The 22,549-nt window shown below is 35.8% G+C and carries 16 protein-coding genes and 1 tRNA gene; 13 read left to right on the forward strand and 4 right to left on the reverse strand.

What is annotated here, in order from left to right; genetic code table 11:
- The 11 genes from rpsG to OPR46_RS01890 all read left to right on the forward strand — a co-directional run bounded on the left by rpsG (nucleotide 1) and on the right by OPR46_RS01890 (nucleotide 15,525).
- Nucleotides 1-480: a 30S ribosomal protein S7 gene (rpsG, locus tag OPR46_RS01840; RefSeq protein ID WP_007549313.1), complete on the forward strand. Its 480-nt coding sequence runs from the start codon at nucleotides 1-3 to the stop codon at nucleotides 478-480.
- A gap of 21 nt (nucleotides 481-501) precedes the next feature.
- On the forward strand, nucleotides 502-2,577 hold the full coding sequence (gene fusA, locus OPR46_RS01845; protein WP_265043683.1) for an elongation factor G: 2,076 nt from the start codon (nucleotides 502-504) through the stop codon (nucleotides 2,575-2,577).
- 11 nt (nucleotides 2,578-2,588) lie between these two features.
- Complete coding sequence (tuf, locus tag OPR46_RS01850; protein ID WP_265043073.1) at nucleotides 2,589-3,761, forward strand: elongation factor Tu; 1,173 nt, start codon at nucleotides 2,589-2,591, stop codon at nucleotides 3,759-3,761.
- 13 nt (nucleotides 3,762-3,774) lie between these two features.
- Nucleotides 3,775-3,847: transfer RNA gene (locus OPR46_RS01855), tRNA-Trp, on the forward strand.
- Nucleotides 3,848-3,866: 19 nt separating this feature from the next.
- Entirely contained in the window at nucleotides 3,867-4,067 is a 201-nt protein-coding gene (gene secE, locus OPR46_RS01860; protein ID WP_220468110.1) for a preprotein translocase subunit SecE, read from the forward strand.
- Nucleotides 4,057-4,893, forward strand: a complete 837-nt coding sequence (nusG, locus tag OPR46_RS01865) for a transcription termination/antitermination protein NusG (protein WP_320109361.1) — start codon at nucleotides 4,057-4,059, stop codon at nucleotides 4,891-4,893. Before secE ends, nusG begins: the two co-directional genes overlap by 11 nt.
- 2 nt (nucleotides 4,894-4,895) lie before the next feature.
- Nucleotides 4,896-5,336: a 50S ribosomal protein L11 gene (locus OPR46_RS01870; RefSeq protein WP_265043685.1), complete on the forward strand. Its 441-nt coding sequence runs from the start codon at nucleotides 4,896-4,898 to the stop codon at nucleotides 5,334-5,336.
- Between the two features lie 4 nt (nucleotides 5,337-5,340).
- Nucleotides 5,341-5,994: a 50S ribosomal protein L1 gene (gene rplA, locus OPR46_RS01875; RefSeq protein ID WP_265043686.1), complete on the forward strand. Its 654-nt coding sequence runs from the start codon at nucleotides 5,341-5,343 to the stop codon at nucleotides 5,992-5,994.
- A 12-nt stretch (nucleotides 5,995-6,006) separates the two neighbouring features.
- Nucleotides 6,007-6,525, forward strand: coding sequence for a 50S ribosomal protein L10 (gene rplJ / locus OPR46_RS01880; RefSeq protein ID WP_006279539.1), 519 nt, complete (start codon nucleotides 6,007-6,009; stop codon nucleotides 6,523-6,525).
- A gap of 26 nt (nucleotides 6,526-6,551) precedes the next feature.
- Nucleotides 6,552-6,953 (forward strand): 50S ribosomal protein L7/L12, encoded by a 402-nt coding sequence (gene rplL, locus OPR46_RS01885; protein ID WP_007551887.1) that lies wholly within the window; start codon nucleotides 6,552-6,554, stop codon nucleotides 6,951-6,953.
- A gap of 58 nt (nucleotides 6,954-7,011) precedes the next feature.
- On the forward strand, nucleotides 7,012-15,525 hold the full coding sequence (locus OPR46_RS01890) for a DNA-directed RNA polymerase subunit beta/beta' (RefSeq protein WP_265043687.1): 8,514 nt from the start codon (nucleotides 7,012-7,014) through the stop codon (nucleotides 15,523-15,525).
- Nucleotides 15,526-15,531: 6 nt separating this feature from the next.
- Here the strand turns inward: OPR46_RS01890 and dusB are convergent, their stop codons facing one another.
- Complete coding sequence (gene dusB / locus OPR46_RS01895; RefSeq protein ID WP_265043690.1) at nucleotides 15,532-16,494, reverse strand: tRNA dihydrouridine synthase DusB; 963 nt, start codon at nucleotides 16,492-16,494, stop codon at nucleotides 15,532-15,534.
- 25 nt (nucleotides 16,495-16,519) lie between these two features.
- Entirely contained in the window at nucleotides 16,520-17,596 is a 1,077-nt protein-coding gene (locus OPR46_RS01900) for a C48 family peptidase (RefSeq protein ID WP_265043692.1), read from the reverse strand.
- 143 nt (nucleotides 17,597-17,739) lie between these two features.
- Here OPR46_RS01900 and serS point away from each other — a divergent pair, with 143 nt between their 5' ends.
- Nucleotides 17,740-19,017 carry a serine--tRNA ligase gene (gene serS, locus OPR46_RS01905; protein ID WP_265043694.1) on the forward strand — a complete coding sequence of 426 codons (1,278 nt, stop codon included), beginning with the start codon at nucleotides 17,740-17,742 and terminating at the stop codon, nucleotides 19,015-19,017.
- Between the two features lie 34 nt (nucleotides 19,018-19,051).
- Complete coding sequence (gene purD / locus OPR46_RS01910; protein ID WP_265043696.1) at nucleotides 19,052-20,323, forward strand: phosphoribosylamine--glycine ligase; 1,272 nt, start codon at nucleotides 19,052-19,054, stop codon at nucleotides 20,321-20,323.
- Nucleotides 20,324-20,583: 260 nt separating this feature from the next.
- Here the strand turns inward: purD and OPR46_RS01915 are convergent, their stop codons facing one another.
- Both OPR46_RS01915 and OPR46_RS01920 read right to left on the reverse strand, forming a co-directional pair.
- Nucleotides 20,584-20,787, reverse strand: a complete 204-nt coding sequence (locus OPR46_RS01915) for a hypothetical protein (RefSeq protein WP_265043697.1) — start codon at nucleotides 20,785-20,787, stop codon at nucleotides 20,584-20,586.
- Nucleotides 20,788-20,908: 121 nt separating this feature from the next.
- Nucleotides 20,909-22,318: a WD_0033/WD_0034 family tandem repeat-containing protein gene (locus OPR46_RS01920; RefSeq protein ID WP_265043699.1), complete on the reverse strand. Its 1,410-nt coding sequence runs from the start codon at nucleotides 22,316-22,318 to the stop codon at nucleotides 20,909-20,911.
- Between the last annotated feature and the right edge of the window lie 231 nt (nucleotides 22,319-22,549).

The following is a 22,549-nucleotide window of genomic DNA, read 5'->3' on the forward strand; positions in this document are numbered from 1 at the left end:
ATGGCTCGTCGGAATAAAGCAAAAAAAAGAGAAATAAGTCCTGATTCGCGTTACGGCAGTGTTTTGCTGATGCGTTTCATTAATACAATCATGAAATGTGGTAAAAAATCTACTGCAGAAAAGATTATCTATGACGCTTTGTCTTTAGCTGAAAAGAAAATAGGCGAAGGTGGGTTGTCAATTTTTGAGACGGCAGTAGGAAATGTTACTCCTTCTATAGAAGTGCGTTCTCGACGCATTGGTGGTGCAACTTATCAAGTACCTGTTGAAGTTCGACAAGATAGAGCGGTTTCTTTAGCGTTAAGGTGGATTGCTAAAGCAACTTCTGCTGCTCGAAAAAAGAGTGGAAAAACCACTGTTGATTGTTTGCAATCTGAAATACTGGATGCTTATAATAAACGCGGTGGTGCGTTTAAGATGTGCGAAGAAAAATATAAAATGGCTGAAGCTAATAAGGCATTTTCTCATCTTCGTTTTTAATGTTAGCTAATTAATTGTGATATGGAAATTGGAATATCTAAATACAGAAATATAGGGATAATGGCTCACATAGATGCTGGTAAGACTACCACAACAGAGCGTATTTTATTTTATACTGGTAAGCAAAATAGAATTGGTGAAGTGCACGATGGTGCAGCTTCTATGGATTGGATGGAGCAGGAAAAAGAGCGTGGTATTACAATCACATCTGCTGCAACAACATGTTTTTGGAATGATCATAGGGTCAATATAATAGACACTCCTGGTCACGTTGATTTCACTATTGAAGTTGAGAGATCTTTAAGGGTTTTGGATGGTGCAGTTGCTGTATTTGATGGAGTTGCTGGAGTTGAACCTCAATCTGAGACAGTGTGGCGTCAAGCTGATAAATATAGCGTTCCTCGTATCTGCTTTGTTAATAAGATGGATAGAATAGGGGCAAATTTTTATCGATGTGTTGATATGATAAAGACGAAGCTTGGTGCAGCACCTTTAGTTATTCATTTACCAATAGGGAGTGAGAAAGATTTCAAAGGTATAATTGACCTTATTTCTATGAAAGCCATTATATGGCAAGAAGAAACGTTGGGCGCTAAATTTTCTTATGAAGATATTCCTTCTGATTTGCTTGATAAGGCTCAAGAATATCGAAATCTTTTATTAGATGCTGCAGCTGAGATGGATGATGAAGCGATGAATACTTACTTTGAGTCTAATGATCTGCCAGTGGATTTACTGAAAAAATGCGTGAGAAATGGGACCATTAAAGGAAAATTTGTTCCTGTGTTATGTGGATCAGCTTTTAAAAATAAAGGCATACAACCACTTTTAGATGGTGTGGTTGATTTTTTACCTTCTCCTATTGATGTTGATGTAATTGTTGGAATTGATCCTAAAGATTCAGAAAAGAAAATTGAGGTCAAACCTTCAGAAAAAGAGAAATTTGTTGCTCTTGCATTTAAAGTGATGACGGATAAATTTGTAGGCAGCTTGACGTTTATCCGTATTTATTCTGGTAAATTAAAGTCTAAATCTACCGTTTCAAATGCGTTAAAAAACGAAACTGAAGGGATTGGCAGAATGTTACTTATGCATGCAAATAACCGAGAAGATATAACTGAGGCTAGGGCTGGAGATATAGTTGCTTTAGTTGGGCTAAAGAAAACAACCACCGGAGATACTTTATGTTCTGTTGATTTTCCTATATTATTGGAGCGTATGGAATTTCCTGAGCCTGTTATTGAAATTGCTGTGGAACCTAAAACCACTTCAGATCAGGAAAAATTAGGTATTGCTCTAAATAGGTTGGTTGCAGAAGATCCTTCTTTAAGAATGTCAGTAAATGCGGAAAGCGGCCAGACTATATTGAAAGGCATGGGTGAGCTCCATCTTGAGATTATTGTTGATAGAATGAAGCGCGAGTTTAACGTTGAGGCTAATGTCGGTGCTCCTCAGGTTGCATATCGTGAAACTATCACTAAATCTGTTGAAATTGATTATACTCATAAAAAACAGTCCGGTGGTGCTGGTCAATTTGCTAAGGTTAAAATAAAATTTGAACCTCTTGAGCCTGGTTCTGGGTTTCAATTTGAAAGTAAAATTGTAGGTGGTGCTATTCCAAAGGAGTATATTCCTGGAGTAGAAAATGGCTTGGAGTTGATAAAAGAAGGTGGTATAATTTCGGGATTTCCGTTGATTGATTTTAAGGCTACTCTTCTTGATGGTGCTTTTCATGAGGTTGATTCTAGTCCTTTAGCTTTTGAACTTGCTGCTAAGGGTGCTTTTAAGGAAATGGCGAATAAAGCTGGTCCAAAAATGTTAGAACCTATAATGAAAGTTGAAATCATTACTCCTGAAGAATATATGGGTGATGTTATGGGTGATATAAATAGTAGAAGAGGAAATGTTGCTGATATGCTGGATTTAGGTAATAATAGCAAAATAATTACTGCTTCGGTGCCTCTTGCAAATATGTTTGGTTATATCAACGTTTTGCGTTCTATGTCTCAGGGAAGAGCCCAGTATAGTATGCATTTTTCTTATTATGAACAAGTACCACAACATGTGGTTGATGAATTAAAGTTAAAGTATAATTAAGGGTAATAATTATGACAGCAGTAGTGGAAGCATTTGGAAAACCACATGTAAATGTGGGAACAATAGGACATGTGGATCATGGGAAGACGACGTTAACAGCGGCGATAACGAAGCATTATGGAAATTTTGTAGCGTACGATCAGATAGATAAGGCGCCAGAAGAAAGGAAGAGGGGGATAACGATAGCAACAGCGCATGTTGAGTATCAGACGGAAAAAAGGCATTATGCACACGTTGATTGTCCTGGACACGCTGACTATGTAAAGAACATGATAGTAGGTGCAGCACAGATGGATGCGGCGATATTGGTAGTGTCGGGGGTTGATGGGCCAATGCCACAAACGAGAGAGCATATATTGCTGGCGAAGCAGGTAGGTGTTGGATATATCGTGGTGTATATAAATAAAGCTGATGTTGCTGATGCTGATATGATAGATTTAGTAGAAATGGAAGTGAGGGAATTACTGAGTAAATACGGATTTCCAGGGGATGAAGTGCCTGTGGTGGTTGGTTCAGCACTCAAGGCGCTGGAGGATGACAGCAGCGAATATGGAAAGAAATCAATAGACAAATTGATGGAAAAGTTAGATGAATATGTGGCGGTTCCACCAAGGCCTGTGGATTTACCATTTTTACTGCCAATCGAAGATGTATTTTCGATATCGGGGCGAGGAACAGTGGTAACAGGAAGAATAGAGAAGGGAGAGATAAAGACGGGAGAAGAGATAGAGATAATAGGTTTAAAAGCAACACAAAAGACAATATGTACAGGTGTTGAGATGTTTAAGAAGTTGCTAGAGAAGGGGAGTGCAGGGCTCAATGTAGGAATATTGCTGAGAGGAACAAAAAGAGAAGAAGTGGAGAGGGGGCAAGTATTAGCAAAACCGGGGACGATAACACCGCATAGAAAATTTAAGGCGGAGGTTTATATATTAAAGAAAGAGGAAGGAGGAAGGCATACACCATTTTTTGCGAATTACCAGCCACAGTTTTATTTAAGGACAACGGATGTAACTGGGAGCATAAAATTGCTAGATGGGAAGGAGATGGTAATGCCAGGAGATAATGTGAGTGTAGAAGTAGGATTGCAAGTACCGATAGCAATGGATAAGGGATTGCGTTTTGCGATAAGAGAAGGCGGTAGAACTGTTGGTTCTGGTGTTGTTTCTGAAATTTTGGAGTGAGTGTTTGAGTTATAGGAGTGTAGCTCAATTGGTAGAGCGCTGGTCTCCAAAACCAGAGGTTGTAGGTTCAATTCCTATCGCTCCTGCATTAATGTTGTGGTGGAAATGTTAAAAAGTTTGTGTGGTTTTTTCTGTGATATAAAGCAAGAAATACGAAGAGTTGCTTGGGTAAAGAAACAGGAGGTGTTGTCGTCTCTATTTGTTGTAATGATTGTTATATTATGCTTTTCGATTTTCTTCTGTTTTGTGGATTTTATGTCTCTTTACGTAATTAAGGCTTTATTTGGAATTATTTATGGAATGTGAATATAAATGGTATATCATTAAAGTTGATTATGGATATGAGCAAAACATACGCGAATTGGTAAGTAATGCTGTTTATTTTAAGGAAGTGTTTATTCCTTATCAAACGGTATGTAATTCAAAGTCTGATATAAAAGAATTATGTGAAGTGTATGTATATATGCATCTGTGTGATGAAAGCAAAAATATTTTGAATCAAACGCCTGGATTCTGCAGTGGCGAATCTGGTGATTTTGAGATGATTTCAGATGATGAGATAAGTTTAAAGTGTAAAGAATTTAATAGATATAAATGGTATATCTTGAGAGTTGCTTCCAATTGTGAAGAGAAAGTTCGCCAACATATATTGGAAAATTCTATGAGATTGGGTGTTAATGATTACTTTAAGGAAGTTTTTATTCCATATGAAGAGCTAAGTGAAGTAGAGTTGAAATCTAAGAAAATTGCTACACGAAGGAAATGCTTTCCTGGTTATGTCTTTTTATACGTGAATTTATGCGATGAAGTATTGAATTTTATCAATAATATACCAAAATCTCTTAAGGTTTATGGATTTTTGAAAAACGGTAATATTCCAAAGGTGATTTTGGATGATGAGATTCACTCAATGTGTAATGCACTTTATAATGCTCAAGAGACAAAGAAGTTAGGTTGTGGTTATGAAAAAGGTGAAAAAGTGAAAATTAATGATGGTCTTTTTCAAAATTTTACTGGTAAGGTAAATATGGTAAATGATGAGAAAAAAATTATTAATGTGGAAGTATCGATTTTAGGTAAGCCGACAATAATAGAGCTTGATCTGGCTCAAGTAGAGAAAATAGAGGATTAATTATGAGTGTTATAGTTGCTAAGATTAACTTACTTATGGAAGCTGGGAAAGCAGTTCCAGGACCGAAAATTGCTTCAGTACTTGGTCCACGTGGTATACCTGTTCCTAAGTTTTGTGAAGCTTTTAATAAAGTTACTAGTGCTGCTAACGCTAATTATAAAGTAGGCGATTTAGTAACAGTGCGAATTTCCATAAAGGATGATCGCTCTCATGATTTTACTGTCAGCGGTCCGCCTGTGGCTTATTTACTTAAGCAGGAGGCTAAATTAAGTAAAAGTTCTGGTAATCCTGGTAAAGAATTAGTGGCTAAATTACCTATGTCTGCTATAATTAAAGTAGCAGAGTGCAAGATGGTTGATATGAAAGTGGATAATGAAGATTCAGCAGTGAAAATGGTTGTAGGCACTGCAAAATCTATGGGTATAGAAGTTGTGGAAGGTTAGGTAAATGAATACATATAATGATAATCCTAAGCAGTGTTTGAAGAAGATTGTTGAGTCTGCTTCAGCAAAATTTAATGAATCAGTTGATATTGCGGTCAATTTAGGCGTAGATTCACGTAAATCTGAAGAGCAGGTGCGTGGTACAGTAGTTTTGCCTAAAGGTATCGGGAAGAATATTAAAGTAGCTGTTTTCGCTCAAGATAAACATTTATTAGAAGCTGAAAAAGCTGGTGCTGATATTGCAGGAGGAGAGGATTTAGTTGAAGAAATAAAAAAAGGTAGAAAGTTAGATGTTGATTGGTGCATTACTACTCCTGATTTTATGGCAAAAATCACTCCTATTGCAAAAGTATTGGGTGCTAAAGGGCTGATGCCTAACCCTAAATTTGGTACTGTGACTTCTAACATTGTAGAAGCTATTAAAACCATTAAGTCTGGTCAGGTAAAATTTAGAACAGATAAAAATGGTGTTATTCATGGTAAATTAGGAAATATTAAATTTGATATTGATGACTTGCTAGAAAATTTAAAAGCCTTTCTTAAAGTAATTAAAGATAATAAACCTATTTCTGCGAAAGGAATTTACTTTAAGGGTGTTTTTTTAAATTCAACTATGGGTAAAGCTTATAAGATAGGCAAAGTGGAAGATATAATTTAAGGGAGTGATACCGTGAAGCGTAAAGATAAGGATGAATTTATACAGAGCACAATAAACGTATTTGTAAATAATGATTTCTTGATATTAGTAAATTTTAAATCTATAAATGCTAATGATTCATTAACTCTGAGGAATAGTCTGAAGTCTATAGCAGGTGGGGTATTAGTAGTCAAAAACACTCTAGCGCGCTTGGCTTTGGAAAGGACTGGTAAATTCTCTTATTTATCAGGCAAATTTTCCGGTCCTGTTGCTATTATATACTCTAGTGGCATAGTAGAAGCTGCAAAATTAATAGTTGATTTTACTAATGCTAACAAAGAAAAAATGTCTGTGATTTGCGCAGCTCATTTAAATGAATTGTTAACAGTGGAAGATGTTAATAAACTGGCTAAGTTGCCTTCTCTGGATGAATTGCGTGTTAAAATTATGCGTTTAATATCTTATGATATTCCTGCTCGGTTAGCGTTGTCTATTAATTCATCTTCTATGAGGCTTATGAGAGTTTTGGATTATTATAGTTCTAAAAAATAAATTTGTTGTTAAGTAAGGTGGTAATTATGAGTAATGTAACAAGTGATTTGGTTGATAAAATATTATCTTTAAACCTATTAGAGGCTTCTGAACTTGTAAAAGTTTTAGAAGAGAAAATAGGGTTGCCTGCTGGTTCTTTTCTTGGTGGAGCTGTTGGTGCTGGGGCGCCTATTGGTGATAATGCTGCTGCTCCTGCTGCTCAAGAAAAAGCTGAGTATAAAGTTGTGATTAAAGAAATTGATGCGAGTAAAAAAATAGGAGTTATTAAAGCTGTGAGAGAGGTTAATTCTACATTGGGTTTAAAAGAAGCAAAAGAGTTGGTTGAATCTTTACCTAAAGATTTGACTGCTAATGTTCCTAAAGACGAAGCAGAAAAAATCAAGCAAAAACTTATTGAAGCAGGAGCAACTAAAGTGGAGCTTGAATAATATTTAATGTATTAATTTTATATTGATATAGCTCTTTTAATTAGTTTGGGGTATTTTAATGGTTGATTCTTCTTATATGTACGCTTCTGGTGCTTTTGTTCCTAGAGTTTCTTATTCTAGGTCGATTGATTTAAAAGATTCTTTATTGGATTTGGTTAAGGTTCAAAAAGAATCATATGATTCTTTTACTCCTAAGAATAAGGGTAATGAAAGACTTGAAGTTATCTTTCATACAATCTTTCCAATAAATGATCCTTTGCGTAGGGCTACTATTGAGTTTATAAGTTGTAGGGTAGATGATCCTAAGTATGATGAATCTGAGTGTATAAAGCGTGGTGTAACTTTTTCTGCTCAGGTTATTGCTTCTATACGTCTTGTTGTTATGCAGGATGGTATTTCTCTTGATGAATATAAATCGATTAAAGAGAGTGGAGATCATTCTAAACTTGCAACCGTTGTAAAATCTATAGAAGAGCAGAAAGTCCACTTTTGTGGGTTGCCTATGATGACTGATAAGGGCACTTTCATCATTAATGGTGTGGAAAAAGTTATCGTCTCACAAATGCATAGGTCTCCTGGTGTATTTTTTGATAGCGATAAGGGAAAAACTTACAATTCTGGTAAATTGATCTATTCTGCTAGAATTATTCCTTATAGGGGTTCTTGGCTTGATATTGAATTTGATGTTAAAGACCATTTGTATTTTCGTGTTGATAGAAAAAGAAAATTGCCAATTTCAGTTTTATTAAAGGCGTTGGGTCTATCAAATAATGATATACTCGATAGATTTTATGAGAAAATAAAGTATGTAAAACATAAAGATGGTTGGAAAGTGCCTTTTGTTCCTGATAAATTTAAAGGAGTGAGGCTGCCTTTCGACTTAATGGATATTGAAGGTAATGTGCTGCTTAAAGCTAACGTTCGTATTACCTCAAGACTAGCTAAAAAGCTATATGATAATGAATTGAAAGAGTATCTGGTTCCTTTTAATTCTATATGTGGTTTATTCCTCGCAGAAGATTTAATGGATAGTGCTAGCTCTACGAAAATTTTATCTGCTGGTGAATCTATAAAGCTGGAAGACATAAAGAAGCTTGAGTTATTATCTGTAGATGAAATATCAGTGTTGAACATAGATAATTTGTTTGTTGGACCTTATATATTAAATACGCTTTTCTTAGATGAAAACATGTCTTATCAGGATGCACTATATGAAATATATAGAGTTTTGCGTCCTGGTGAAGTTCCTGTTTTAGAGATAGTAGAAGAGTTTTTCCGTAATCTTTTCTTCAGTCCGGAATATTATGATTTGTCTAGCATTGGTAGGTTGAAGCTTAACTCTTACCTTGGATTAAATTATGATGAGGATTTAACTGTTTTAACGCATGAAGATATTATTGAAATTGTAAAAAAAATAGTATTGTTACGTGACGGTCAAGGATCTGTAGATGATATTGATCATTTAGGAAACAGAAGAGTAAGATCAGTTGGAGAGTTTATAGAAAATCAATTTAGAACTGGGTTGTTGAAATTGGAACGCGCAATAGTTGATTCTATGTCCACTTCTAGTTTAGATAAAGTTTCTCCATCTGATTTTATTAATCCAAAAGTGTTAACTAATGTCTTAAGAGATTTCTTCAATTCTTCTCAATTATCTCAATTTATGGATCAGACTAATCCGTTATCTGAAATAACACATAAAAGAAGGTTATCCGCGTTAGGTCCTGGCGGTTTAACAAGAGAACGGGCAGGATTTGAGGTGCGTGATGTTCATCCAACTCATTATGGAAGAATTTGCCCTATTGAGACTCCTGAAGGGCAAAATATAGGGTTAATCAACAGCTTAGCTATATACGCGCGTATTAATAAATATGGTTTCATTGAAAGCCCTTATAGAAAAGTAGTCAATAGGGTTGTTACTGATCAAATTGAGTATCTTTCTGCTATAGACGAAGGCTCACATCATATAGCCGACACTAGCGTAAAGCTTGATGAAAATAATTGCTTTGTTGATGACATGCTATACTGTAGATATGCTGGTAGCTTCGTCATGGTAAGTAGCGACCAAGTTAGTTACATTGACGTATCTCCTAAGCAGGTAATATCAGTTGCAGCTTCCTTGATTCCATTTTTAGAAAATGATGATGCTAATAGAGCATTAATGGGCTCAAATATGCAACGTCAGGCCGTACCTTTATTGAAGCCTACCGCTCCTCTGGTTGCTACTGGTATGGAGTCTTTTGTAGCTTCTGGCTCTGGTGCTGTAGTTTTAGCAAAACGCGATGGCATAGTTGATAGTTCTGATAGTAACTCTATAGTTATACGTGCTTTTGATAAAGAAAGGGTTAACTACTTGGACGTAGATATTTATCATCTAAGGAAGTTTCAGCGTTCTAACCATAATACTTGTATTAATCAAAGACCGCTAGTGTGCGTAGGTGATTATGTTAAAAAGGGTGATGTAATAGCTGATGGTCCTGCAATTAACAGTGGTGAGTTGGCGCTTGGTAAAAATTTGCTAGTCGCTTTTATGTCTTGGCAAGGTTATAATTTTGAAGACTCTATTATTATTTCTAGTGAAGTTGTTAAAAAAGATCTCTTTACTTCTATTCATATAGAAGAATTTGACTGTGTTGTACATGATACCCCTTTAGGATCAGAAAAAATAACTCGTGCTATACCTGGTGTTAATGAAGAAAATCTATATCACTTGGATGATAGTGGTATAGTGAAAATTGGTACAAGAGTTGGTCCAGGCTATATTCTGGTAGGTAAAGTTACACCTAAACCTTCTCTTTCATTGCCTCCTGAAACGAAGTTATTAATGACAATTTTTGGTGAAAAGTCATTCGATTGTGCGGATTCCTCTTTATATACATCTCCAGATGTTGAAGGGACAGTAATTGATGTACAAGTCTTTACACGCAGGGGGGTTGAAGAAAATGAAAGGGCATTACTCATCAAACAAAAAGAGATAAATGACTTTGAGGAAGAGCGAGATTATATAATCAATGTTACTAGTGAATATTTCTATGATGAACTGAAGAAACTTCTTATTAATTCTGGTTCTCAAGATCGAGAAAAATTTGACTCTATTGAACGTGAGCAATGGTGGGGTATAGGATTAAAAAACCAATCCATTTCTGAGCAAGTTAAGAGCTTAAAAAAAGATTTTGATGAAAAAGTATCACATGCAATAGCACAGTTTAAGCGAAAAGTAGAAAAATTACATGAAGGTTATGACCTGCCTCAAGGTGTGTCGATGTCAGTAAAAGTTTTCATTGCTGTGAAACATAGTCTGCAACCAGGGGATAAAATGGCTGGTAGACATGGAAATAAAGGTGTGATTTCTCGAGTTGTGCCAGTGGAAGATATGCCTTATTTGGAAGATGGTACTCCTGTTGATATTATTCTTAACCCTCTTGGTGTTCCTTCACGAATGAATGTAGGGCAAATACTGGAAACGCATGTAGGTTGGGCTTGTAGAAAATTAGGGGAAAAGGTAAGTAATATTCTCGATGAGATCAATAAGATCAAAAGTGCTTTTTGCAAGGGAATTAGGTCCCTTAACGATGATAATTTTACACAATTTGCAGTAGCATACCTTGATAATAAAAAAATTGAAAATATTGATGATGATGAAATAACGGCTTCTGTTTTAAATACACCTAATAAGAATGCACTAAATGACGAGTTGAATGAGTTAGTAGAGAACTATTTGAACTCTTGTAAAAGTTCATACAGCAATTTACGTAACTTCCTGATTGAGGTTTATAGCTATGGCAGTAACGTATCTATCTGTAATGATATTCGTAATATTAGTGATAATAATCTCATTGAATTTGCACGCAAATTACGTGATGGCGTTCCTGTTGCTGCACCTGTATTTGAGGGTCCAAAAGATGAACAAATAGCAAAATTATTTGAACTTGCTGGTTTAGATAACTCTGGACAAGCTGTATTATATGACGGTTGCAGTGGTGAAAAATTCGACCGCAAGGTTACAGTTGGTTACATGTACATGCTTAAGTTGCACCACTTGGTTGATGGTAAAATTCATGCGCGTTCAGTAGGGCCTTATAGTTTGGTTACTCAACAACCTCTTGGAGGAAAATCTCATTTTGGTGGTCAGCGTTTTGGTGAAATGGAATGTTGGGCATTACAAGCCTATGGTGCTGCTTATACTTTGCAGGAAATGTTAACTGTGAAGTCTGATGATATTAATGGTAGAGTTAAGATTTATGAATCGATAATAAAAGGTGACAGTAATTTTGAATGTGGAATTCCTGAATCCTTTAATGTGATGATAAAAGAACTACGTTCTTTATGTTTAAATGTAGATTTAAAGCAAAATGATGTAGTGATTGAAGATATATCTCACACTAACATTGCACAACCTTTTAATGAGGTTAGCATATCGATTGCTAGCCCTGAAAGTATTAAGCGTATATCTTGTGGTGAGATAGAAGATGTTTCAACTGCAAATTATCGTACGTTTAAAGTTGAGAAAGGTGGATTATTTTGCCCTAAGGTTTTTGGCCCTGTCAATGACGATGAATGTTTATGTGGAAAATACAAAAAAAGAAGACACAGAGGTCGCATATGCGAAAAATGCGGAGTAGAAGTTACATCTTCTAAAGTAAGAAGAGAAAGGATGGGTCATATAGAGCTTGCATCTCCTGTTGCTCATATATGGTTTTTGAAATCGCTTCCTTCAAGAATTGGAGCATTATTGGATATGTCTCTCAGAGATATTGAGAATATTTTATATAGCGATAATTATATCGTAATAGATCCTCTTGTTTCGCCTTTTGAAAAAGGTGAGATTATTAGTGAAAAAGCTTATAATGAAGCTAAAGATAGCTATGGGATCGATAGTTTTGTAGCTATGCAAGGTGTTGAAGCTATAAGAGAGTTGCTAACGCGCCTTGATTTACATGAAATTAGGAAGGATTTAAGACTAGAATTAGAATCTGTTGCTTCTGAGATAAGAAGAAAGAAAATTATAAAGAGATTGCGTATTGTTGAAAACTTCATTAAATCTGGAAATAGGCCTGAGTGGATGATACTTACAACTATACCTATTTTACCACCTGATTTGCGTCCTTTGGTATCGCTTGAGAGTGGTCGTCCTGCAGTTTCTGATCTGAATCATCATTATAGGACTATTATTAATAGAAATAACAGGTTGAGGAAATTGTTGAGCTTAAATCCTCCTGAGATTATGATTCGTAATGAAAAAAGGATGTTACAAGAAGCAGTTGATTCTCTTTTTGATAATAGTCGTCGTAATACTTTGGTAAATAAAGCTGGTGCTGTTGGATATAAAAAGTCCATTAGTGATATGTTAAAAGGAAAACAGGGTCGTTTTCGCCAGAACCTCTTAGGAAAAAGGGTAGACTACTCTGGACGTTCTGTAATAGTTGTTGGTCCAACTTTGAAACTAAATCAGTGTGGATTACCAAAAAGAATGGCTCTTGAACTATTCAAACCTTTTGTTTACTCAAAGCTTAAGATGTATGGTATGGCTCCAACTATTAAGTTTGCTAGTAAGTTGATAAGAGCAGAAAAACCAGAAGTTTGGGATATGCTTGAAGAGGTAATAAAAGAGCATCCTGTTTTGTTGAATAGAGCGCCTACGCTACATAGACTTGGTATTCAGGCTTTTGAGCCAATCCTTATTGAAGGCAAAGCAATACAGCTTCATCCGCTTGTCTGTACGGCGTTTAATGCTGATTTTGATGGTGATCAAATGGCAGTGCATGTGCCAATTTCATTGGAAGCTCAGCTTGAAGCTAGGGTGTTGATGATGTCCACTAATAACGTTTTAAGTCCTTCTAATGGCAGACCGATTATAGTTCCTAGTAAAGATATAGTACTTGGTATATATTATCTGACTTTACAAGAACCTAAGGAAGATAATTTACCATCTTTTGGTGCTTTTTGTGAAGTTGAGCATTCCTTGAGTGATGGTACTTTACATATTCATTCTAGTATAAAGTATAGGATGGAGTATATTAATAGCAGCGGTGAAACTCACTATAAAACTGTTTGTACAACTCCTGGCCGTTTAATATTATGGCAAATTTTTCCTAAGCATGAGAATCTAGGCTTCGATCTAATAAATCAGATATTAACAGTCAAGGAAATAACTGGTATAGTTGATTCGGTATATCGTAACTGTGGTCAAAGTGCTACAGTGGCATTTTCTGATAAATTAATGGTACTTGGCTTTGAGTATGCCACATTTTCTGGTGTCTCTTTTGGTCGTTGTGATATGGTTATACCTGAAACTAAAGCTACACATGTTGATCACGCGAGGGGTGAAATTAAGAAATTCTCTATGCAATATCAAGATGGGCTAATAACTAGAAGTGAGAGGTATAACAAGGTTATAGATGAATGGTCTAAGTGTACGGATATGATAGCTAATGATATGTTAAAAGCAATATCTATATATGATGGAAATAGTAAGTACAACTCAGTGTATATGATGGTTAACTCTGGTGCAAGGGGTTCTACTTCACAGATGAAACAGCTAGCAGGAATGCGAGGGCTCATGACCAAACCTTCTGGTGAGATTATAGAAACACCTATAATTTCTAATTTCCGTGAAGGATTGAACGTATTTGAATACTTTAATTCTACTCACGGTGCGCGTAAAGGTTTAGCTGACACTGCACTTAAAACTGCAAACTCTGGATACTTAACTCGTCGTTTAGTTGATGTATCTCAAAATTGCATAGTTACAAAGCATGACTGTAAAACAAAAAATGGTCTTGTTGTGAGAGCTACAGTTGAAGGAAGTACTATAGTTGCATCTCTAGAGAGTGTTGTGCTGGGTAGAACAGCTGCAAATGATATATATAATCCAGTGACAAAAGAATTATTAGTAAAAGCAGGGGAATTAATTGATGAGGATAAAGTAAAGCAAATCAGCATTGCAGGTCTTGATGTTGTAAAAATTAGATCGCCTTTAACTTGTGAAATAAGTCCTGGTGTATGTTCTTTATGTTATGGAAGAGACCTTGCAACTGGTAAAATTGTTTCAATAGGTGAAGCAGTTGGTGTTATAGCTGCTCAATCTGTTGGAGAGCCAGGTACTCAGTTAACGATGCGTACTTTTCATATAGGTGGAGTAATGACTAGAGGCGTTGAATCCTCGAATATTATAGCTTCTATTAATGCTAAAATAAAGTTAAACAATAGTAATATAATTATAGATAGAAACGGAAATAAAATTGTGATAAGCCGTTCCTGTGAAGTCGTGTTGATTGATAGCCTTGGTAGTGAGAAGTTGAAGCACAGTGTACCTTACGGCGCTAAGCTTTATGTAGATGAGAGTGGGTCAGTAAAAATTGGCGATAAAGTTGCGGAATGGGATCCTTATACATTGCCTATTATCACGGAGAAGACAGGTACAGTGTCTTATCAGGACTTAAAAGATGGAATTTCGATCACTGAAGTGATGGATGAATCTACAGGAATATCAAGCAAAGTAGTAAAAGACTGGAAATTGCATTCTGGTGGAGCTGATTTACGTCCTCGTATTGTGCTGCTTGACGATAATGGTAAAGTAATGACACTCGCAAGTGGCGTTGAAGCATGTTATTTTATACCAATCGGTGCAGTGCTCAATGTACAAGATGGCCAGAAGGTTCATGCAGGTGATGTTATTACAAGAACACCAAGAGAGTCAGTTAAAACTCGTGATATTACTGGTGGTTTACCGAGGGTTATAGAGTTATTTGAAGCACGTCGTCCTAAAGAGCATGCTATTGTTAGTGAGATAGATGGCTATGTAGCGTTTTCTGAAAAAGACCGTAGAGGAAAACGCAGTATATTAATTAAACCTGTAGATGAACAAATTTCTCCAGTTGAATATTTGGTATCAAGAAGTAAGCATGTAATAGTCAATGAAGGTGATTTTGTACGTAAAGGTGATCTATTGATGGATGGTGACCCTGATCTCCATGATATTTTACGTGTGCTTGGGTTAGAAGCTTTAGCGCACTATATGATTTCTGAAATACAGCAAGTTTATAGATTGCAGGGTGTTCGTATAGACAATAAGCATTTAGAGGTGATCTTAAAACAAATGCTACAAAAAGTGGAAATTACTGATCCTGGTGATACTATGTACTTGGTTGGCGAAAGCATTGACAAGCTGGAAGTTGATAGGGAAAATGATGCTATGAGTAACTCTGGCAAACGGCCTACTCATTATCTTCCTATTCTGCAGGGGATTACTAGGGCAAGTCTTGAAACTAGCTCCTTTATTTCTGCTGCCTCTTTCCAAGAGACAACAAAAGTACTTACAGAAGCAGCATTCTGCGGGAAGAGTGATCCTTTAAGTGGATTAAAAGAAAATGTTATAGTAGGAAGATTAATTCCTGCTGGTACAGGTTTGATTATGAATAAGATCAGAGCACTTTCACTTTGTGATAATGTGGATAAATATGAAAAATATTTTGATATTGAAACTTATGATGAGGAATGGTTGATGGATAATGGTTGTCATTTACACTCTGGTGAGGAAGAGAGCGTAGTGGCATACGATCAGTCGAATTGAGTACAGCTAGTGTGTCTCTTGACCAAAAAAGCCAATAATATTTTCTTTCACTTCTGTGCTATCTGTCATGTTATTTACTCTCACACGAAATTCAGATGAGCCTTGAAGCCCGCTACTGTACCAACCTATGTGTTTGCGGGCCATCTTTATTCCTGTGTCATTTCCATAGTACTCAAGAATATTGTCGTAATGCTCGAGTATGATGCTTAATCTCTCTGAAGCTGTTGGCTCAGAAGTTTCACTTCCACTGAGAAAGTTCATTGCTTGATTAATCAGCCAAGGTTTACCGTAGGCACCACGACCTATCATCACTCCGTCTGCTCCAGATTCTTTGAGAGCATTCTGAATATCATTTAAATTTTTAATATCGCCATTTACTATAACTGGAATTTTCACTTGCTCTTTAACATTTCTAACGAATTTCCAATCTGCTTGACCATTATAAAGCTGCGCTCTTGTTCTTCCATGTACAGTGATCATTTTTGCTCCTAAGTCTTCGGCAATTTTCGCAAGTTTCGGGGCATTGCGATTTTCATCGTTCCATCCAGTGCGCATTTTTACTGTAACTGGCACATTCACTGCCTTGACTACAGCTTCAATTATTTCAGCAGCCTTTTTTTCATCACGCATTAGTGCTGATCCTGCATAACCGTTTACAACTTTCTTAACAGGGCAACCAAGATTTATATCTATAATTTTAGCTCCCATATCCTCATTCAATTTTGCAGCTTCTGCCATAACATTCGGTTCGCATCCAGCAAGCTGAACAGCAGTTAATGCATCGACTTTTGCTTTTTGCAAACTCTGGCGAGTTTGCAAAATCATAGCTCTGCTTGCAATCATCTCTGAAACTAACAAACTTGCACCAAGTTTCTTCACAATACTTCTAAACGGATAATCAGTCACTCCAGACATTGGAGCTAAAATAACTGGAGAATCAATTGTCAAATTTCCTATTTGGAGGGGCATAAGGTAAATGGTAATTTTTCATTGATTACATAATGCAACACAAACTTGCATTCTCCCTTGAAATAGAAGACTGAGATGTTTTCGTCCTTGGCGGACGCTTACGATTTCTTAGATCTTCCTTACATTTCTCATCTTCCATAAGCGCTCTTGTAAATTCTTCTCTTTTCTCATTCAAATCAAATTTATATTCTGATAACTTTTTGTCAATTTCGTCAAATGATTTGTCTTCGTTAAGCATTTGTGTAATTTTATGAGCATTTTCTAACGCAAATATTCCACAGTTATACCCGTCACGTTGCTGCTTAGTTGGGGAAATTCTTATGTCTAATACCCATTCCTCTTTTTGCAGTTCTCTTTTAACAATATTTAGCACATTATCTGGCAATTGATTACCAAATGAGTCACAATAATAAGCTCTAAATTTTTTATCACCTGCATCAGGTTTAATAACCAAAGTTACCCAATGATTATTGTTAATATGAAGAACCGAAGTAAATATCAATTTAGAATTTTGTTTGAATTCACCTCTATAATTCTGAAGAAATTCTTTTGTGAATTCGTCCCAACCATTAGAATAGCCAGGGGCAAGAAAATAGACATTATTATTACTATATTCACTTTGTGAGTACCCATATACAACTCTTGCAATATGTGTAATGTCATTATCATCTAACCAGTAACTATAGTTTTTTCTGTTTGTCTGATGCACAAGAGTGTCCAAATCTTCGTGAAACTCTTTACCACCCAAACCACTATCCAAAGAGCTTCTACGACTACTGTTCCTTGAATTGGGTTCACTTCCTGGTACAATACCACTATCTCCATCTTGAGTTTTTTGCTCACCTTGACTTGCTCTTTTTCCATTAATATAGTTCTTCGCTAATTTGTATGCTGTTGTAAGAACTACTCCCATTATAATCCAAATCACAGGATGAGAAATTAGCATAGCAAGTGGAAAGGTCAATAGAGGGGATCCTATTACCGCCCCTAAACAGCCAGCAGCGAATGTGGCTGCTAGGCATACACAAGTAGCGTAGATAACGAATTCCTCACCAGCAAAGTCAGTGCTCTCTTTCTGATTATTTTTTGTAATACCCAACATACTACACCCTATGAACACTAAGTTAATTAAATTTTAACAAATTCTAACAAAAAAATCAACCATAATAATTTTAGTAGTATGAGAATATATTGAATATTAAGAGCTTTTGGAGTACAGTAACAATGTTAGTAATAGCACAATATATGCACGATATAGAATATATACGCAAAAACCCTAAAGGATTTGAAAAGGCAATGAAAAGCAGGGGAATTAGAGAATCTACTGCGGAAGAGATATTAGAAATCGATCACGAGAAAAGATCATTAACCACTAAACTGCAGGATTTGAATAGGCAGCGCAATGAAATCACAGAGGAAATAAAAAAGCTTAAAATGAGCAAGAGCCCCTGTGAAGAGCAAATAGAGTTGTCAAAAAGCATCACAAATGAGATAGAGGCAATCAGCTTAAAAGAACAAGCAGAAAAGGATAAGTTAGTGAATGTTTTATCTAACTTGCCGAATATTCCTGCGCAAGATGTGCCAATAGGCGCAGATGAGAACTCTAATTTAGAGGTGAGAAGATATGGAGGAAAAAGACAGTTTGATTTTGTACCAGAATCTCATTATGAACTCGGAGAAAGATTAGGTTTAATAGACTTCGAACAAGCGGCGAGAATTTCCGGATCAAGATTTACGATATTAAAAGGACAGTTAGCTAAGCTTGGACGAGCGCTAATAAATTTTATGCTTGAAATTCATGTTAATGAATTTGGCTATACTGAGGTGTACCACCCGACTTTGGTGAAAAACGAGGCTATGTATAATGTTGGTCAGCTACCGAAATTTTCTGACGATTCGTATTTAACTACCGACGAATTGAGGTTGATTCCCACAAGTGAAGTGTTTTTAACAAATTTAGTTGCTGACAAAATAATGGAAGAAAAAGAACTGCCTATTCGCTTTACTGCATATTCGGAGTGCTTTCGTAAAGAAGCAGGTAGTGCAGGTCGCGATACCAGGGGCATGATAAGGCAACACCAATTTGGTAAAGTGGAGTTGGTAAGCATCACAACTGAAGACCAATCAAATGATGAGCTTGAGCGTATGACGAGTGTTGCTGAAGAGATATTAAAAAAATTAGAATTGCCATACAGAGTAATGCTGCTTTGCAGTGGCGATATGGGTTTTGCTGCACAAAGGGCTTATGACATAGAGGTATGGTTACCTGGGCAAAATAAATATAGAGAAATATCAAGCTGCTCAAATTGTGGTGCATTTCAAGCAAGAAGGATGAACGCTAAATACTCTTCAGAAACTGATAAAAAGATGAAAAAATATATTCACACTTTAAACGGCTCAGCTTTAGCTATAGGAAGAACGATTATTGCCATAATGGAGAATTATCAAAATTCTGACGGGTCGATTGCAATACCAAACGTGTTGCAAAAATACATGAGTAATGATACTGTTATAAGCAAATAATAATTTTGACATATAGAAAAGCGAGGAAATAAAGATGAAGGTTCTGGTTATAGGTTCTGGTGGGCGTGAGCACGCTCTACTTTGGGCTCTAAAAAAATCTCCTATCTTGACTGAGTTATATGTAACTCCTGGTCGCCAAGCTATGAAAGATCTTGGGGCTCTTGTGGATGTAAATATTCAAAATTCAGTGGATGTTACACAATTTTGCAAGAGAGAAAATATAGAGTTGGTTGTTATTGGTCCAGAACAACCAATAATTGATGGGCTTGCTGATGGTTTAGTTGCAGAGGGAATAAATGTTTTTGCTCCAAGTCAAGCAACTGCAAAACTTGAGGGATCGAAGTCTTTCACCAAGGGACTATGTAAACGATATGGTATACCAACTGCCAAGTACGAGTGTTTTGTTGATGAAGGGTTAGCTAAAGATTTTGTACGTAGCAATAAAATAAAGTTTCCACTTGTAGTGAAAGCAAATGGAATTGCAGCAGGAAAAGGGGTGGTTATATGTAATACAGAAAGCGAAGCTTTTTCAGCAATAAATTCAATGCTAGTGGAGAAAAAATTTGGTGAATCAGGTGAAGAAATAATCATAGAAGAGTTTTTAGTTGGAGAAGAAGTAAGTTTTTTTGCTCTTATTGATGGGTTGAAAGTAGTAACTCTTGGGTGTGCAAAAGATTATAAGAGAGTTGATGAAAGTAATGAAAGCCAAAATACTGGAGGTATGGGGTCGTACTCATCACCTTCAATTATAAGTAAGGACATGGAGCAAAAAATTATCCAAAAAATAATGTACCCTACAGCTCAAGCATTGGTTAACATGGGTACGTCTTATAAAGGAGTACTCTTTGCTGGTTTAATGATTTGCAAAGATAGCCCAAAACTTCTCGAGTATAACGTTAGATTCGGTGATCCAGAAACGCAATCTATATTACCTAGATTTGATTCAAATTGCGATTTGTTAAAATTGATGTTGTCAGTTGCAGAAGGAAAGTTAAATGTCAAAATGGTAGAACTTAACAACAAATCTACAGTTTGTGTAGTTGTTGCAAGTAAAGGCTATCCGGGTGATTATCAAAAGGGAGAAGTAATTAAAGGATTAGATAAGATTGAAAGCATTCCTGGTGTGTTGGTGTTTCATGCTGGTACTAAATTCGATGAAAGTGGTAACTTAGTTTCCGATGGCGGAAGAGTGCTAAATATAGTAGCAGAAGGGAGCACTATAGAGGAAGCCAAAAGTAAGGTGTACTCAGCATTAAATTTTTTAGAATGGCCAGGGGGCTTCTTCAGATACGATATCGGTAGTTAATGTTAGCTGTCGGTTAGCAGGTGGTTCACAGAAACGAAAAACTTCCTTGACAAACTCCGCCAGCCCCCTTATCATGAAACTGAAGCTATTGTATTTGCTTTCGCCAATCTGCAGATTAAAAGGTAAGGATTACTTAATGTATCGGCGTCTTATGTTCAATTTTTTGCAGTATATAGATACTGTATGTCTTTACAAAACTTCATCTACATCTAGATTTTTATCTAAATAAGCTGAACGCGCTTATAAAGCGTTACAAGACATCAAAAAATGCCAATACTCGACAGAGATAGTATAGCCTTTCTTATAATAGTCCGAATGCGATAAGATATGTGTTTATGGCTATAGCAGGCCAGTAGCATATTACGGTCTGTTCGGATTATTGTAAAAAGAGCTATAACCCCAGGGCTTCTTTTGCCTTTTTTTTTATTTGGTAAATTTCTTAAATATTTATGGCTAAACGACAACCGTCATCCCGCTACTTGTTAGCGGGATCTAGAGATACCGCGGCGGTATGACGTAGGGAAACCTTTCTTGGGTTAGCTATAAAACTAATCAGCATCTTGTTTAGCACATATAAATTAAGTTTCACAAATATAGTGCTAAACCTTGAAAATATGTTATAGCTACTTCTTCCAATTTAGTGGTGGGTTTTGACAGTACACATGTTATTTTACTAGCTACCAACTCAAGTGTCACAGAAGTTGCAATCATTTTAAATGTCACAGAAGTTGCAATCACTGCATTTATATTCTGTACTTTAACATTTACTCTACTTTCTATTAGAGGCTTTACCCCCCTTACATCATTACGTACAGCAGTATGATTTATTTCATTTTCAATTCCACTACTATGCTGCAACAAGATATCCCCATTAACTTTTATTTCAACATTTTTGTCACTACTACCATTGTTAAAATTTAATCCCTCATCTCTTCTACTTTGTCTTTTTTCTTTTAATTTTAATTCAGTTTCTCTTTTATCAAGGGTAGGAAATGGGATGTGAGTTTTTTCCTGACCATCTTGATTTATAGCTCTTGTTGTATTAAAAGCTTCGTTGCTTTTACATGATATTGTATAAGTAAGTGGTGTGTAGATTTTTTCTTCACTATCTGGATATTTTATAGTTGTTGTTGCGTCAAGAATGTCTTTCAGAATATCGTTTTCTTTAGAGACTTTTAAAATTTCTTCAATAGTTTTGCTATTTTTACATGATATGGCGTAAGTAAGCGGTGTGTAAATTTCTTCTTGACCATCTAGATATTTTATAGTTGTTGTTGCGTCAAGAATATCTTTCAGAATACTGTTCTCTTCAGCTGCTACTAGAATTTCTTTAATAATTTTGCCATCCTCCCAGAACATAGCATGAGCAAGTGGTGTGTAAGTCACTTCCCGGCTATCTAAATGTTTTATAGTTATTGTTGTGTCAAGAATATCTCTCAGAATACCGTTTTCTTTAGCTACTCTTAACACTTTCTCAACAGCTATACTATCTCTACGTAGTATAACATAAGCAAGTGGCGCGTAAGTCACTTCCTTGTTATCTGGATATCTTATAGTTGCTGTTGTGTTAAGAATATCTTTCAGAATACCGTTCTCCTTAGAGACTTTTAAAATTTCTTCAATAGCTATACCATCTTCATATAGTATAGCATAAGCAAGTGGTGTAACAGTTGCTCTCCGACCATCTGGATATTTTATAGTTGTTGTTGCGTTAAGAATATCTTTCAGAATACCGTTTTCTTTAGCTACTCTTAACATTTTCTCAACAGCTATACTATCTTTACGTAGTATAGCATAAGCAAGTGATATAATAATTGGTTCTTTACCCCGATGTTTACTTACTTCCGTAGTAAGAATCCTTTGTTTTTCCTTTTTAGATATTTTTTCTAGTTCTTCAGCAATGCTACTTTTTTTGCCTTTTATTTTTGATGCTAATTTTAAAATACTTTTTTCATCTTTCTCTTTCAATTTCGAATCGTTTACCTGATGAGTCATTTTTTTCTCAAGGTCTTTCTTATTAAACTAAGCATAACATTTTCTCTCTTCGTGGTTATAATATTTGCTTTTATGAATCAGTTGTGTTGATAATGTATTAATTGCATAGTTCAGACATTGTTTTATAAAGCAAAATTTTAGTAGACCACCTTACAAGAACGTTTCTTGCTAATTCTGAATCCGAAAAAAGGACGCAGTAAAGTTATTTGTAAGGGAAGAATGAAACTTGTA

Origin of the sequence: Wolbachia endosymbiont (group A) of Scambus nigricans (assembly GCF_947251485.1) — a bacterium.
Taxonomy (GTDB): Bacteria; Pseudomonadota; Alphaproteobacteria; order Rickettsiales; family Anaplasmataceae; genus Wolbachia; species Wolbachia pipientis.

Bases quoted from the DNA above. Each gene is read 5' to 3' on its own strand.
- nusG (WP_320109361.1), top strand. From the start codon at position 4,057: ATGGAATGTGAATATAAATGGTATATCATTAAAGTTGATTATGGATAT.
- secE (WP_220468110.1), top strand. From the start codon at position 3,867: ATGTTAAAAAGTTTGTGTGGTTTTTTCTGTGATATAAAGCAAGAAATA.
- OPR46_RS01890 (WP_265043687.1), top strand. From the start codon at position 7,012: ATGGTTGATTCTTCTTATATGTACGCTTCTGGTGCTTTTGTTCCTAGA.
- OPR46_RS01870 (WP_265043685.1), top strand. From the start codon at position 4,896: ATGAGTGTTATAGTTGCTAAGATTAACTTACTTATGGAAGCTGGGAAA.
- purD (WP_265043696.1), top strand. From the start codon at position 19,052: ATGAAGGTTCTGGTTATAGGTTCTGGTGGGCGTGAGCACGCTCTACTT.
- dusB (WP_265043690.1), bottom strand. From the start codon at position 16,494: ATGCCCCTCCAAATAGGAAATTTGACAATTGATTCTCCAGTTATTTTA.
- tuf (WP_265043073.1), top strand. From the start codon at position 2,589: ATGACAGCAGTAGTGGAAGCATTTGGAAAACCACATGTAAATGTGGGA.
- serS (WP_265043694.1), top strand. From the start codon at position 17,740: ATGCACGATATAGAATATATACGCAAAAACCCTAAAGGATTTGAAAAG.
- fusA (WP_265043683.1), top strand. From the start codon at position 502: ATGGAAATTGGAATATCTAAATACAGAAATATAGGGATAATGGCTCAC.
- OPR46_RS01920 (WP_265043699.1), bottom strand. From the start codon at position 22,318: ATGACTCATCAGGTAAACGATTCGAAATTGAAAGAGAAAGATGAAAAA.
- rpsG (WP_007549313.1), top strand. From the start codon at position 1: ATGGCTCGTCGGAATAAAGCAAAAAAAAGAGAAATAAGTCCTGATTCG.
- OPR46_RS01900 (WP_265043692.1), bottom strand. From the start codon at position 17,596: ATGTTGGGTATTACAAAAAATAATCAGAAAGAGAGCACTGACTTTGCT.
- rplA (WP_265043686.1), top strand. From the start codon at position 5,341: ATGAATACATATAATGATAATCCTAAGCAGTGTTTGAAGAAGATTGTT.
- rplL (WP_007551887.1), top strand. From the start codon at position 6,552: ATGAGTAATGTAACAAGTGATTTGGTTGATAAAATATTATCTTTAAAC.